Source organism: Paenarthrobacter ureafaciens (assembly GCF_004028095.1).
Lineage (GTDB): Bacteria > Actinomycetota > Actinomycetes > Actinomycetales > Micrococcaceae > Arthrobacter > Arthrobacter ureafaciens.
This window is the reverse complement of the sequence record NZ_SBHM01000001.1, coordinates 15,639-29,073: the sequence shown is the minus strand read 5'-3', so window position 1 is coordinate 29,073 and position 13,435 is coordinate 15,639. Positions and strand designations below refer to the sequence as shown.

Sequence of the window (13,435 nt, the reverse complement as noted above, 5' to 3'; positions counted from 1 at the left end):
GGAACAATGAAGAACAGCGACGTTGCCAGCCTCAGGTTCCTGGGGGCTACAGATACAGTGACAGGATCCAGGTACCTCCTCGACCATCAGGGCACCCGCGTGCTGGTGGACTGCGGTCTCTTCCAAGGGTACAAACGCCTCCGGGAACGCAACCGCAGGCCGTTCCCGGTAAGTCCGTCGTCGATCGACGCAGTCCTCCTGACCCATGCCCACCTTGACCACACCGGGTACCTTCCCCTGCTGGTCAGGGACGGCTTCCGCGGCCCGGTCTACAGCACGCAGGGGACGAGCCAACTCTCCAAGCTTCTGTTGATGGACAGCGGGCACCTCCAGGAAGAGGAAGCGAGGCACGCCGCGCATGCCGGTTCCTCCCAGCACGACCCCGTGCTGCCCCTGTACACCGCCTTGGATGCGACGCGGTCACTGCAGAGTTTCCGACCTGTCGACTTCGACACTCCATTGCAGATAGGAACCGGCTTCGAAGCGGTATTCGTACCAGCCGGCCATATCCTTGGCGCGGCCCAGATCCGGCTCCAGGCCGGAAACGCCTCGGTGCATTTCACCGGTGATCTTGGCCGCGCGGATGATCCCTTTATGTACCCACCCCGGGACCTGGAAGCCGTTGACGTGCTCGTCACCGAATCGACCTACGGGAACCGGCAGCACCCGCCGGGCGATGCGGAAAGCGAATTAGGTGATGTGGTGAGGCGCACGGTGAAACGGGGCGGCGTCGTTCTGATAGCTGCCTTCGCCGTCGGCAGGGCGGAAACGCTCCTGCTGCAGTTGGCGCGGCTCCGACTGAAAGGCGCTATACCCGAGGTCCCTATCTATCTCAACAGTCCGATGGCCATTGATGCGTCGTACATGTACCAACAGCACCCGGAGGAGCATCGCCTCAAGCCCGAAGAGTTCAATGCCATGTACCAGCTGGCCACCATGACCCGCACTGCCGATGATTCCAAGCTCCTGAACCTTCGGGGAGGGCCCATGATCATCATCTCTGCCAGCGGGATGCTCACGGGCGGCAGGGTCCTCCATCACATTGAGGCATACGGCGGGGATCCCAGGAACACGGTGGTCCTGAGCGGCTATCAGGCCGGCGGGACCCGGGGAGCCACCCTCGCGGCAGGAACACGCGACCTTCGCATCTACGGCCGGGACGTCCATATCCGGGCCGAAGTTGTGCAACTGGAAGGCTACAGCGCCCATGCCGACGCCGATGCCATCATCCGGTGGATGCGCACGGCACCGAAGGCCCCGCGGATGACGTACATCACGCACGGCGAGCCGGAAGCATCGGATGCTTTGCGGTTGCGCATCAAACACGAGCTGGGCTGGAAGGCCCGCGTCCCCGAATACCTGGAGACGATCAGCTTGAACGATCCGGCTTAGGCCCTGCTCCGGGACTTAGGGCCCTAACCATCACATCAGCGCTGGTCAAGACTGGAGTGACACGACCCGGCGTCGCGACCGGGCGACCTTCAAGAAGATGAGGATCAGTCATGAGTGAGGCCATTGTCGTCGGTGTCGGCGACTCTCCCAGCAGTGAAGCGGCAATGCGTTGGGCGATGCACCGGGCGGCCGCGCTGAAGTTGCCCGTCCTCCTCGTCCATGCCGTGGACGACAGGTGGGCTTATGACGCTGTTGGCTACAACGACTGGATCCGCAACTCCGGCGCTGCCCTCCTTTCAGATGCCAAGGACCGCGCCGCCAAGATGGAACCGACGGTCAGCCTCAGCACGGACCTGGTCCACGGCGCACCCGGTTACTCGCTGCGGAAAAAGTCCAAGAAGGCCTCCATGGTGGTGATCGGTTCCGGCCACAGTTGGGTTGGTGGTTCACTCACCGACCGTGCGCTCCAGGTCGCGGCGGTCGCGCAGTGCCCGGTGGCCGTGATCGGCGAACATGACCTCAGCACCCGCCAAGGCGTGCTGGTCGGGGCGGACGGATCCGAAGAATCCATCCAGGCGGTGGGCTTCGCCGCTGCCGAGGCCGACCGGACAGGGCAGGAACTGACCGTGCTGCACGCCTTCCGGCTCCCGGATCCATGGCTCAGCAGGGGGATGCCGGGCGGTGACTTCAACGGCATCATCGAGGAAGAAGAACGGGTGGTGCTCGCCGAGACGGTGGCCGGCCTGGCCGATACCTACCCTGACCTCACGGTCCACCAAGTGCTGCAGACAGACAGAAGCCCGGCAGAGGCGCTGCTGGGAGCTGCAAAGACCGCATCCTTGCTGGTTGTCGGCAGCCGCGGCCGCGGCAGCTTCAAACGCCTGATGCTTGGTTCCACCGCACATGCCGTTCTTGCGAAACTGCCGTGCCCGACCATCATCACCAGGGTGAAGCCGGTCAAGCACAAGGGCTGACCCCGGCGTCCCCACGCAGATCCGGCTGCCCCTTGCTGATCACCAGCAAGGGGCAGCCGGATTTTTGCGTGGGCTGGGAGTTTGGGTGGGTTGGGAGTTTGGGTGGCCTGGAGTCTGCGTGGGCCAGGAATTTGAGGGGCACTGATCCTAGCTCAGATGCACATGGCGTCCGGAAATGAGGTCCGCCTGGATGCGGATAAACAGAGTCCGTTCACCACCGGCCCAGGGTTCGGGCATCACTTTGCCCCACAGCTCCTTGATGGTTTCTTCTTCCAGGACGTGGGAGGACGGCCCGCTGACCAGTACCGACCAGCCTTCGCTCCGGTCCGGCCAGGTGTGGTCGACCTGGAAGGACGTCTGGAGCCGGGCCGACGGTTCTCCAATGAAACCGGAAGGCGCCGTCCGAAAATAGATGGCGTGGTCACGGACCAGGTAATGCACCGGAAGAATCATCACGCGGCCATGGTGTACAAAGCCCACCCGGCCTGTTTCTTCGGACCGCAGCAGCTCCCAGCAGCGCTCGGGGGATAATTCTTCGCTGACGTGGCGGGCTCCATCGAGTCGGGCAGGCTGCGTCTCATTCATCATTTTCTCCGGTCTGTTGTTCTACAAGTAATTGCGCCAGTTCAGCACCCCAACGGGAGGCCCGGTCAATTTCCTCCTGGTCCACTGCTGGTCCGGGACCTACTTCGAAGCTCTCACCATCTGCCAGGAGCTGGAATCCGGCTTTGCGCAGTCCTTCGCTGATACCCCGCGCCGCGCTGCCGGTGATGATTTCCAGGCCATGGTTCCGCGTATCGAAGGCCACTGCGTTCTGCCCGGGCACAGCCGCGCGGGTTGCCGCCAACCATTCGCGGACGCCTACGTTGATCTGCGTACTCACGTCGAGTTCCCCGGTGGCGGATCCGACGTCGGCTGCCCGTCGCCGGGTTGAGGGCCTGCTCATGCCGTGAACGTGGGTCGGGCCGCCAACGACCACAAGATCGCATCCGATGATCCGTCCCTCCTCAACATCACCGACCGGAACGACGCTGGCAGCAACTGCCCCACCCAGTCCGTCGGCAATGGCCTCCGCGACCCGCCGGGTGTTGCCGTACATCGACTCGTAGATCACCAAAGCTTCCATTGCTCCCCTGCTGCTCCCTAGTTGTAGTTCCCATGGAGGTTGTGAACAGCGTGGCGTGATGTAAAAGGCGAAAGCCTCCGGTATCGATTTGGGTTACCACACTCATCTCGACGCCAGGAGGCTCTCGTTGTCCTACGTTACCCATGCCAACGCCGATCTGACACCTAAGGCCAGGGCGAAGCTGGCCCGTTTGGTCGTTGAGGAGGGCTGGACGTTGCGCCGGGCCGCGGAACGTTTTCAATGCTCACCAGCGACGGCCAAGAAGTGGGTGGACCGCTACAGGGTCCGTGGTGAGGACGGCATGGCTGACGCGTCCTCCCGCCCGCGGCGGAGCCCGAAACGCACCCCCGTACGCACCGAACGCCGCATTGTGGGGTTGAGGTTCAATCGGCGGTGGGGACCGCACCGGATAGCGGCCCACCTGGGCTTGGCCCGCTCCACCGTCGGCAAGGTCCTGACCCGGTACCGGATGCCCCGGCTGGCCTGCCTGGATCAGGGCACCGGTCTGCCCGTTCGCACACCTGCACCGCAGCGCTACGAGCACGAGAACCCCGGAGACCTGATCCACGTGGACATCAAGAAGCTTGGGCGCATCCCCGACGGCGGCGGACACCGCGCCCTCGGACGCGCCAAGGGGCAGCGGAACCGCCGTGCCGGGACCGGTTATGCCTACCTGCATCATGCCGTCGATGACCACACCCGGCTCGCGTACTCCGAAATCCTCAACGACGAAAAGAAGGAAACGGCCGCCGCCTTCTGGCTGCGAGCCGCCGCATTCTTCGCCGCCCACGGCATCACCGTCAAAGCGGTGCTCACGGACAACGGGTCCTGCTACCGCTCCCGGACCTTCGCAGCAGCCCTGGGACCGCACCTCAAACACCGGCGCACCCGCCCCTACCGACCCCAAACCAACGGCAAGGTGGAACGCTTCAACCGCACCCTCGCCACCGAATGGGCCTACGCCCGGCCCTACACCTCAGAAACCGAGCGCGCCGCCACCTACCCGGCATGGCTCCACCATTACAATCATCACCGAACCCATACCGGCATCGGAGGCAAAACCCCCATCAGCCGCGTTCACAACCTCAGTGGGAATTACACCTAGTGGACGTCTGTTTCCGGCGCATGCACCACAAGGACAGGGCAATGGGCATGGGCAACACATGCCGAGCTGACCGACCCCAGCAGGAGGCCGCCAAAACCACCATGCCCCCGACGCCCCACCACCACCATGCCGGCGTTCCGGCTGGCCTCTATGAGCCCCTGCCGGGGATGGCCGCGTACCAGGCGGGTCACCGCATTGTCCGGGAGGGCCGGGCCGAAGGCCTTCTCCACCGACTGCTGCAATATCTCAGCCGCTGCATCTTCAAAGCGACCGATCCCCACGGCAACGTAGCCGTCAACTATTTGGGGATAGTCCCAGAACGCAGTGGCCTCCACAGTCTGCCCCGTGGCATCAGCAAGCCGGCGGGCCTCACGCAGCGCTGCGATGGACGCCTCGGATCCATCAACTCCCACGACGATCCCGCTGCCCGGGGTCTCCTGGTGCATCCTTGGCCTCCTGCTCGTCTCGCGCTCCGTCAGGTCAGGATCACCCGGCGGGATGGTAAGTAACAGGGCCGAAAGTCACTCCGTCTCTCCCGGCGGATCGGCGCGGAGCTCTTCAATGGTGGCCCGCAGGGCGTGGATGATGCCGTCGAGTTCCCGGGAGACGGCCTGCATCCGTTCATGTCCGGCCGGGTCGTCGACGAACCTCTTGAGGTTCTGGATCCCAAGCCCTGCGGCGAACAAACGCTGGATCACCAGGTCGTGCAGGTCACGGGCGATCCGCTCGCGATCTGACAACACTACGTTCTGTTCCCTCCGGGCACTGGCCCGGGCAAGATCCAGCGCCAAACCGATCCTGCTGCTGAACAAAGCGCTGGATTCAAGGTCTGAATGCGTGAAGGCAGGGGCTCCCGCGGCCCTTGCGAGCATCAGCACTCCGTTGTCCGTGCCACGGTGGCCCAGCGCAGACACAAGCACGGTGCCAAGCTTCTCCGACATGCCTACTCCCAATGCCGTGGAAGCATCATGGATAAGGCGTGACTGGCCGGATTCCTGCACGGCACCGCCTACCTCGGAACCCGGCAACTCCTGGCCCGCGTACATCCCTTGGACTCCCACGGCGGACCGGCAACGCAGGGTCCCCTCCGGGTCCGGAACAGCAATCACCGCCAAGACTGAGTCCGAAGCATGCACGGCAGCTTCCCCCACGCGATCAAGGTCCGTCTGGCCGCCGTCGGGCTCTCCGGCAATCAGCAGGCTGGCGAGCTCCATACCGGCCTCCAACCAGCGCCTCCGCCGATTGCTCTCATCGAAAAGCCGGGCATTTTGGATAGCGACGCCTGCTGCAGCAGCAAGCGCCACCGCCAGGTCCTCGTCAGCGCGCGTAAAGTCCTGGCCGTTTTTCTTCTCGGTGAGGTACAGGTTGCCGAACACCGTGTCACGCACCCGGATGGGTACGCCCAGGAAAGTCTTCATGGGCGGATGGTGCGGCGGAAAGCCAACCGCCATCGGATGCTTTCCAAGGTCATGAAGACGCAGGGGCGCAGGTTCCCTGATCAGGTGACCCAGTACCCCGTGCCCGGTGGGCAGGTCCCCGATCGACCTGATCCCTTCCTCATCGATACCAACGGTGATGAAGTGGCTGAGGCGCTGGTCCTCCCCTATCACCCCCAACGCCCCGAACCGCGCATCCAGCAGGAGGCAGGCAGAATTCACGACGCGGTCAAGGACTGCTTCAAGGCTCAAGTCCTCGGCAATGGACACGACGGCTGCCAGCAGGCCGTTCATCTGCTCCTGGGCATGGAGCAATTCGTCTGCACGGGCCACGAACTCCCTGAGCAGCAAGTCGACCCGGCCCTTCATAGGGGAAGTCCAGCCCTCTGTGCCTTGCATGTCCGGACCTCCTGAACCGGCTAACGTGCAAATCCAGCCGGTTTACGGTCCCCAAGATCAAGAACGCAACGATTCGTATCACGCAGCCGCAGAACCGGTCGGACAACAACCAAGTTCAGCTTCTGCCGTTAACCGGGCCGCCCCTCATCCGCAGGCGTATGCGGAATCGGGTACTTCAAGGCCATGCTAGCCATAACCGGATGACTCCGGAAGTCATGGGCTGGGGTGCCATAGCCCGCTCCGGACTAGCGGTCCCCTGCTCCGCCGGAGGCGAGATAGTCGATGAGTCCGTCCACGGTACCCACTTTGGGATAGTCGCTTTCCGGAATGTTGACGCCTGTCTGAACGTCCAAGGTTTCCACCAACCTCAGGAAATCGACGGAATCCAGCTCAAGATCCTGTCGAAGACGGGATCGGCCTTCGACCTCGTCCAGGTCTATGTCCGGAGCAACCACGCCCAGGGCGGCTTGGACGGCATCGCGTGCTTCATCGTGGGTCATAGCTCCTCCGGTTCCTGCAGCAGCTCATTCATGCGGTTCAGGAATCGCGCACCACGCAGGCCGTCGCTGACCCTGTGATCGGCGGACAGCGTGGCAACCGCCACGTGGCGGATCCCCACCATCCCGTTCCGCGCCCAAGCCTGTTCGCTCACCCGGCCGATTCCGATCATCGCCACCTGTGGCGGATAGATCACGCCATAGACGCTCTCCACGCCCAAATCGCCAAGGTTGGTCACAGTGACCGTGGGGTCGGCCATCTCCGCGCGCAGCAAACGACCCGACCGGGCACGGCTCACCAGGTCCTTGAGCCGTTTCATGAGTTCATCCAAGGACAAGGTGTCAGCGTCGTGGATGGCCGGCGCCACCAGTCCTCCGCGCCTCAGTGCCACTGCAACTCCCAAGTGAACCGACGACGCCGGCTGGAACCCGCCGTCCTGGAAGAATCCATTCACTTCAGGCACATCACGGGCCGCCACAGCGGCTGCTTTGAGCAACAGCACGGAGGCCACCAAACGCTCCGCCACGGCCCTCTGGGCGTTGGTTGCCGTCATCCACTGGACCGCGTGTTCAAGGTCCAGTGTCTCCGTCAAGTAGTAGTGCGGGATGGTTTTCTTCGACCGCTCCATCAGCGTCCCGATGGCGCGCCGCAAAGTATCGGCCCGTTCCGGCGTGTCGTGCAGAGCCGGCGGACCGGCCAGCGGACCGGCGGGCAGATTGTTTGGCGGTTGTCCCCCGCTTTCCGGGGGCCCGGCAGTCCCGGGTACGTCCCCTGGGTGGACTGTTGTGCCGCCGTCGGGTGATTGCAGGAGGTAGCGCCTGACGTCGGCCTCGGTCACGGCACCACCGGGACCGGTTCCGGTGACCAGTGCCATGTCCACCTTCGATTCGTGCGCCAGGCGCCTGGCCCGGGGCGAGGACTTTACCTCTTTCCGCGTTCCGGCGGTCACGGCATGTTCGACGTCCGCCCGGGTGACCCTGCCGTCCTTCCCGGTGCCGTGCACCTCCGAGGCTTCCACCCCCAGACGGTGGGCCAAGTGCCGCACTGGAGGGGTCGGCGCAGGCGTGCTTGATGGCTTCTGCGCCTTTACCCGCTGAACCGGTGCGGTTTCCGCAGGCGTGGGGGTGATCCTCGCCAGGGGCGTGCCAACCGGGACTGTCTCACCGATCCCGGTCAGGAGCTCGGAAACAACTCCCTCGTGAAAGGTCTCCACGTCCATGACTGTTTTGTCCGTATCGACCACAGCCACAATGTCGCCGCGGCGGACGTAGTCACCGGGCTTGACCAGCCATTCGACGATCTTTCCGTGGTCCATGTCCGCGCCGAGGGAAGGCATGAGGAAATCAACCATGGCCCATCGTTTCTTTCACGGCAGCTACTACCTTTTCCGCAGAAGGCAGGCAGCCAGCTCCAGATGCTTGGAGTAGGGAATGGGCACTTCCGCACTGCACACCCGGGCCACCGGAGCATCGAGCTCATAAAAGGCACGTTCCATGATGCGGGCGATGATCTCGGCAGAAATGCTCCCGCTGCGCCAGCCCTCGTCAACCACCACGGCCTTTCCGGTCCGGGACACGGTTTCCACTATCGCCGATTCGTCCAATGGCCTCAGGGACCGCAGATCCAGGACATCGGCTTCGATGCCCTCTGCTGCAAGCTGCCCTGCGGCGTCCAGGACCATCGGAAGGGTGCCGCCATAGGTAATGAGGGAGACGTCGCTGCCCCTGCGGCGCAGGGCGGCCGAGCTGATGTCAACCGGTCCGGCGTCGTCACTGAGTTCCCCCGCGACGTTGTACGGGGATCCGTGCTCAAAAATCAGCACAGGATCCGGGTCTTCCAGGGCGGTCCAGAGCATGCCCCTGGCATCCTCGAGAGTGGCCGGGGCCAGGATCTTCACGCCGGGGATGTGCGCGTACCAGCCTTCGAGGCTGTGTGAATGTTGGGCGCCAAGTTGCCGGCCCGCTCCCGTCGTCATCCGGATGACGAGGGGAACGTGGAACTGTCCACCGGACATGTGCAGCAGCGAAGCTGCGTTGTTGACGATCTGGTCCAGCGCCAGGAGGCTGAAGTTCACGGTCATGATCTCCACAATGGGACGCATCCCGCCCAGTGCCGCACCAATACCGCCACCGACGAAGGCCGACTCGGAAAGTGGCGTATCCCGGATGCGCTCAGGGCCGAACTCCTCCAGCAGGCCGAGGCTGACGGCAAATGAACCGCCGTAGGCACCCACGTCCTCCCCCATGAGGAACACCCTGTCATCGCGCTGCAGGGCATCACGGATACTTTCCCGGAGTGCCTCACGGTAGCTTGTTTTCACCGTCTCCCCCGTCGCTGTAGACAAAGCGCGTCAGTTGCTCCACCGGTTCCAAGGTCCCCTTTTCCGCGAACTCGACGGCGGCTGCCACCTCGGCGTCGACGGCGGATTCGAGCTCCTTCCAGGCTTCCTCGGAGAGGTCGCCGTTTGCTTCCAGGGCCGAGCGCAGCAACAGGACAGGGTCCCGTTCCTGCCACCTGGCGACTTCGGCCTTGTCCCTGTAACGCTCCGGGTCGAACATCGAATGCGCACGGAACCGGTATGTACGGAACTCCAGGAAGTGTGGCCCACCACCTGAACGCACCGCATCCACTGCTCGACGGGACGCCTCTTTGACCGCCCTTACATCCATTCCGTCCACCGCCCACGCCGGCATACCGTAGCCTGCGGCCTTGAGCGCGATGTCCGTCTGCGATTGCGAGCGCCCCAAAGCGGTGCCCATGGCGTAGAGGTTGTTTTCACAGCAGAACAGGACCGGCAGCTGCCACAACGCTGCCAGGTTCAGGCTCTCGTGGAATTCGCCCTCGGCTACTGCCCCCTCGCCGAAAAAGCAGACGCTGACGCCCTCCTTGCCCTGCAGTTTGTTGGCAAGTGCCAGGCCCACAGCCAGGGGAAGCCCGCCGGCAACAATCGCGTTGCCAGCGTAGAAATTCGTAGCGGCATCGAAGAGGTGCATGGAGCCGCCCCTTCCCCGGCAACAACCTTCGATGCACCCGTACATTTCCGCCAGGATGCGGCCTGCATCCACGCCGCGCAGCAGTGCGTGGCCGTGCTCGCGGTAGGTTGCAACAACGGCGTCCTCCGGGCCCAGCGTCTCCATCACCCCGGCAGCGACGGCTTCCTCGCCTATGTAGACGTGGAGGAAACCCCGGATCCGGGATGCACTGTACAGCTCTACGCATTGTTCCTCAAGCCTGCGTACGCGGAGCATCTGGCGAAGGAGTCGGAGCCCTTCTTCGCGATCCAGCCTGCCGGGCGGGGCCGACATGGGGTCCCTCATGAGGGCCTCCCTTGCCGGGCGTCCGTGCCGGAGGGCTCAAGCGTTGACGTATCGCCTTCCGGCAGTCCCAGGAACCGTGCCTTCAAAAGCCGCCTGAGAATCTTTCCGCTGCGCGTCTTCGGCAGGTCGGCGCTGAACTCAATGGACTTCGGAGCCACGGCCGGCCCCAGGCGCCTGCGGCTGAAAGCCACAATGTCCCCACGGACGTCCTCAGTCGGCTCGAAGCCGGATTTGAGCTCCACAAACCCCATGACGAGCTCACCGGCAACAGCGTCCGGGACACCAATCACCCCCGCTTCAGCCACTGCCTCATGCTCCAGCAGGCAGCTTTCCACCTCGAACGGGCCAATCAGGTGCCCCGAGGACTTGATGACGTCGTTGCCGCGGCCGACGAACCAGAAGTAGCCGTCTTCATCGCGCTTGGCCAGGTCCCCGGTGAGGTACCAGCCACCTGCGAAGCACTTGCGGTAGCGCTCTTCCTCGTTCAGGTACCCCCGGAACATTGACGGCCATCCGGGCTTCAGGGCCAGTTCGCCGATGGTGTCCGGCGTTTCTACGAGGATCGCTTCCCCATCGCAGAGAACCGGGCGGTCATCCTTGTCCCGCAGAACCAGCGCGGCATCGATTCCGGGCAGGGGCTTGCCCATGGAGCCAGGGCGGATGTCCATGGCAGCGTAGTTGGAGATCATGATTCCGCCGGTTTCGGTCTGCCACCAATTGTCGTGGATCGGCAGACCGAATGCTTCCCGGCCCCACATCACCACCTCCGGATTCAACGGCTCTCCGACGCTGGCGATGAACCGCAATGCTGACAGGTCGTAGTCCCTGGCACGGTCGGCACCGGCCTTCATGAGCATTCTCAAGGCAGTGGGGGCGGTGTACCAGACGGTTACCGATTCATCCTGCAATATCCGGTACCAACGGTCGATGTCCATTTCTTCCTGGTCCACAACCGTGGTCAGACCGTGCGCCAACGGTGAAATGATGCCGTAGGACGTTCCGGTCACCCACCCGGGGTCCGCCGTGCACCAATAGATATCGCCGGGGTGAAAATCCAGGGCATACTGTCCGGTCATGTAGTGCGCTGTGACGGCGTCGTGAACGTGTACGGCACCTTTGGGAGTGCCTGTGGTTCCGCTGGTGAAGTGCAGCAACGCCATATCCCCGGCCTGCGTGGGCCGGAGGGTGAAGTCCGCGGATGCCTCGCGCATCAGCACCGTGAGGTCTTCCGTGCCCGGATCCGGTGTGCCTTCGCAGTCTGTCAGCAACACGTGCCTCAGTTCGGGGAGGGCGTCCCGGATCGGCACGATCTTCTTGCGATAGAGCGCCCGGGTGGTGACAAGTACCTTCCCTTCGCCCAGAGCAGGCGCTGCTTTACGGGTTCCGGGCCGAACGCGAAGAACAGCGGACAGAAGACGCTCCCGTTCTTCAAGGTGCCCGCAACGGCTGTGTAGAGCTCGGGTGTCCGGCCGATCAGCGAGAATACACGATCACCCTTGGCCACGCCCAGGCTCTGAAGAACGTTGGCGAACCGGTTCGAAGACGCCGCCAGTTCTCCATAGCTCACGCTGAGGACTTCCCCGGTGCCTTGGACGAAGCGCAGCGCGTCCTGGTTGGCGAGGGGCCCTGCCGCATGCCGGTCCACTGCTTCAAGGGCCATGTTCACCCCGCCCCCGGGGTCCCGGTCAGCGCACTGCGGGCATCGTCCCAGGAAAAGGCGGCCCGTGTTCGCCCATAATCCAGCATGTTCGGCGGAACTTTCATGGTGGAAAGGTCCTTGCGGATCAGCGGCCATTGGCTTGTTCGGGCGCTCATGGATCAATGCCACTGCTCCCGCGGAGCCTCTGCCAGAGTCGAAAGTCCTGAGGCGCTGGTAAGGCCGGCCACGCCGCGGTCAGGCCGTGACTTTCGGCACTGTTGCCGGGACACGCTCCCATGGAGCATGAAATGGCAACTGCGATCATCGATGGCGACGCGCGGAAGCAACGCAGCCATCCGGCAATGGAGAACCCAATTATGGAACGTCTAATCGACAAAGTAGCGCTGATCAGTGGCGGCGCCCGGGGCATCGGTGCCGCTGTGGCCGCCCGCCTCCATGGCGAGGGGGCCAGGGTTGTGATCGGAGATGTGCTGGATGAGGAGGCGAAGGAAACAGCCGCGCGGATCGGGGCCGGGGCGGTAGCGGTGCGCCTGGATGTCACCCGTCCCGATGACTGGGAGTCGGCAGTGGCAACCGCAGTCAATGAATTCGGTGGACTGGATGTCCTGGTGAACAATGCCGGAATCGTCAATGCTGCCCCGATCGAGGATTACACCCTTGACCAATGGAACACCATCATTGCCGTGAACCTGACCGGTTGCTTCAACGGCATCAAGGCTGCGATACCGGCCCTGAAAAAGTCCAGGGGCGGCTCGATCATCAACGTTTCCTCCATTGCGGGTATTCGCGGTTACGAACAAATTCCCGGGTACACGGCATCGAAGTTCGGCGTGCGTGGACTCAGCAAGAGTGCCGCTTTGGATTTGGGACGCCACGGCATCCGCGTCAACTCAGTCCACCCCGGTGTCATCTCCACGCCCATGACCGCCGGAATGACCATCGACATGAGCCATGTGGCGATGGGGCGGGTGGGCCATCCCGGTGAGGTTGCCGACCTTGTTCTTTATCTCGCTTCAGACGAGGCATCATTTGTCACCGGAGCAGAGTTCGTCATCGACGGCGGCGATACTGCCGGAACGGTTACCGTTCCGGAGCGTGCTTGAGGGCATGGCCGACAATGGGCGGCGTCGTACATTTTGAGATCCCGGCCGATGATGAAGACCGGGCAAGGAATTTCTACCATTCCAATTTCGGCTGGTCATTTCAGGTGATACCTGAATCGGAATACAGCCTTGCGCAGACTTCCGGTCAGCAGCCCGGTTCCGCCGACGCACCTCCTACCTCCATCAATGGCGGGATTTACCGCAGGAACGCCGGGTTGAACTCGGTTGTGGTGACCATAGAAGTGGCCGATATCGATGCCGCCCTGCAAAGCATCAACGCCTCCGGAGGCAGCACGCTCCGGGGAAAGATGGAAGTTCCCGGCAGCGGCTGGAATGCCTATTTCACGGATCCCGAAGGAAATGTCATCGGCCTGTGGCAGAACGCAGGTCCGGGCGGTTCCTGAGGGCCGCCACCAGCGGAACAG

At 63.4% G+C, this 13,435-nt stretch carries 15 protein-coding genes and 1 pseudogene; 5 read left to right on the top strand and 11 right to left on the bottom strand.

From position 1 onward, the window contains the following. The first annotated feature begins 6 nt into the window (after positions 1-6). Positions 7-1,392: an MBL fold metallo-hydrolase RNA specificity domain-containing protein gene (locus AUR_RS00140; protein ID WP_062096727.1), complete on the top strand. Its 1,386-nt coding sequence runs from the start codon at positions 7-9 to the stop codon at positions 1,390-1,392. Between the two features lie 110 nt (positions 1,393-1,502). Next, the gene (locus AUR_RS00135) at positions 1,503-2,366 is read left to right on the top strand and encodes a universal stress protein (protein WP_021472153.1); all 864 of its coding nucleotides are present in this window, start codon (positions 1,503-1,505) and stop codon (positions 2,364-2,366) included. Positions 2,367-2,513: 147 nt separating this feature from the next. Here AUR_RS00135 and AUR_RS00130 read toward each other — a convergent pair whose 3' ends face one another. Both AUR_RS00130 and AUR_RS00125 read right to left on the bottom strand, forming a co-directional pair. Further along, positions 2,514-2,951, bottom strand: coding sequence for a pyridoxamine 5'-phosphate oxidase family protein (locus AUR_RS00130; protein WP_241650825.1), 438 nt, complete (start codon positions 2,949-2,951; stop codon positions 2,514-2,516). Then, positions 2,944-3,492, bottom strand: coding sequence for a flavodoxin family protein (locus AUR_RS00125; RefSeq protein ID WP_062096725.1), 549 nt, complete (start codon positions 3,490-3,492; stop codon positions 2,944-2,946). Before AUR_RS00125 ends, AUR_RS00130 begins: the two co-directional genes overlap by 8 nt. Before the next feature lie 127 nt (positions 3,493-3,619). On the opposite strand from AUR_RS00125, the gene AUR_RS00120 reads away from it, so the two are divergent. Continuing rightward, the gene (locus tag AUR_RS00120) at positions 3,620-4,597 is read left to right on the top strand and encodes an IS481 family transposase (RefSeq protein WP_062096667.1); all 978 of its coding nucleotides are present in this window, start codon (positions 3,620-3,622) and stop codon (positions 4,595-4,597) included. Here AUR_RS00120 and AUR_RS00115 read toward each other — a convergent pair. From AUR_RS00115 to AUR_RS20435, 9 genes and pseudogenes are all read right to left on the bottom strand, one after another. Then, entirely contained in the window at positions 4,594-5,043 is a 450-nt protein-coding gene (locus AUR_RS00115) for a universal stress protein (protein ID WP_062096722.1), read from the bottom strand. The genes AUR_RS00120 and AUR_RS00115 overlap by 4 nt on opposite strands. A 75-nt stretch (positions 5,044-5,118) precedes the next feature. Then, the gene (locus AUR_RS00110; protein WP_082694478.1) at positions 5,119-6,402 is read right to left on the bottom strand and encodes a GAF domain-containing protein; all 1,284 of its coding nucleotides are present in this window, start codon (positions 6,400-6,402) and stop codon (positions 5,119-5,121) included. Between the two features lie 275 nt (positions 6,403-6,677). Next, the gene (locus AUR_RS00105; RefSeq protein ID WP_062096717.1) at positions 6,678-6,932 is read right to left on the bottom strand and encodes an acyl carrier protein; all 255 of its coding nucleotides are present in this window, start codon (positions 6,930-6,932) and stop codon (positions 6,678-6,680) included. Beyond that, positions 6,929-8,281, bottom strand: coding sequence for a dihydrolipoamide acetyltransferase family protein (locus tag AUR_RS00100; RefSeq protein ID WP_021472148.1), 1,353 nt, complete (start codon positions 8,279-8,281; stop codon positions 6,929-6,931). Before AUR_RS00100 ends, AUR_RS00105 begins: the two co-directional genes overlap by 4 nt. Next, positions 8,274-9,250, bottom strand: a pseudogene (locus AUR_RS00095) (alpha-ketoacid dehydrogenase subunit beta). Before AUR_RS00095 ends, AUR_RS00100 begins: the two are co-directional and overlap by 8 nt. Continuing rightward, positions 9,231-10,247 (bottom strand): pyruvate dehydrogenase (acetyl-transferring) E1 component subunit alpha, encoded by a 1,017-nt coding sequence (gene pdhA / locus AUR_RS00090; protein ID WP_225740037.1) that lies wholly within the window; start codon positions 10,245-10,247, stop codon positions 9,231-9,233. The pseudogene AUR_RS00095 and the gene pdhA overlap by 20 nt, the downstream one beginning before the upstream one ends. After that, positions 10,244-11,554: an AMP-binding protein gene (locus AUR_RS00085; protein ID WP_277749639.1), complete on the bottom strand. Its 1,311-nt coding sequence runs from the start codon at positions 11,552-11,554 to the stop codon at positions 10,244-10,246. The genes pdhA and AUR_RS00085 overlap by 4 nt, the downstream gene beginning before the upstream one ends. Beyond that, entirely contained in the window at positions 11,524-11,907 is a 384-nt protein-coding gene (locus AUR_RS20680) for an AMP-binding protein (protein WP_277749638.1), read from the bottom strand. Before AUR_RS20680 ends, AUR_RS00085 begins: the two co-directional genes overlap by 31 nt. Before the next feature lie 2 nt (positions 11,908-11,909). Next, positions 11,910-12,062 (bottom strand): hypothetical protein, encoded by a 153-nt coding sequence (locus AUR_RS20435; RefSeq protein WP_225740038.1) that lies wholly within the window; start codon positions 12,060-12,062, stop codon positions 11,910-11,912. Between the two features lie 201 nt (positions 12,063-12,263). On the opposite strand from AUR_RS20435, the gene AUR_RS00080 reads away from it, so the two are divergent. Next, positions 12,264-13,010 carry a glucose 1-dehydrogenase gene (locus AUR_RS00080; protein WP_197521594.1) on the top strand — a complete coding sequence of 249 codons (747 nt, stop codon included), beginning with the start codon at positions 12,264-12,266 and terminating at the stop codon, positions 13,008-13,010. Positions 13,011-13,024: 14 nt separating this feature from the next. Further along, positions 13,025-13,414 (top strand): VOC family protein, encoded by a 390-nt coding sequence (locus AUR_RS00075; protein ID WP_062096714.1) that lies wholly within the window; start codon positions 13,025-13,027, stop codon positions 13,412-13,414. Positions 13,415-13,435 lie beyond the last annotated feature (21 nt).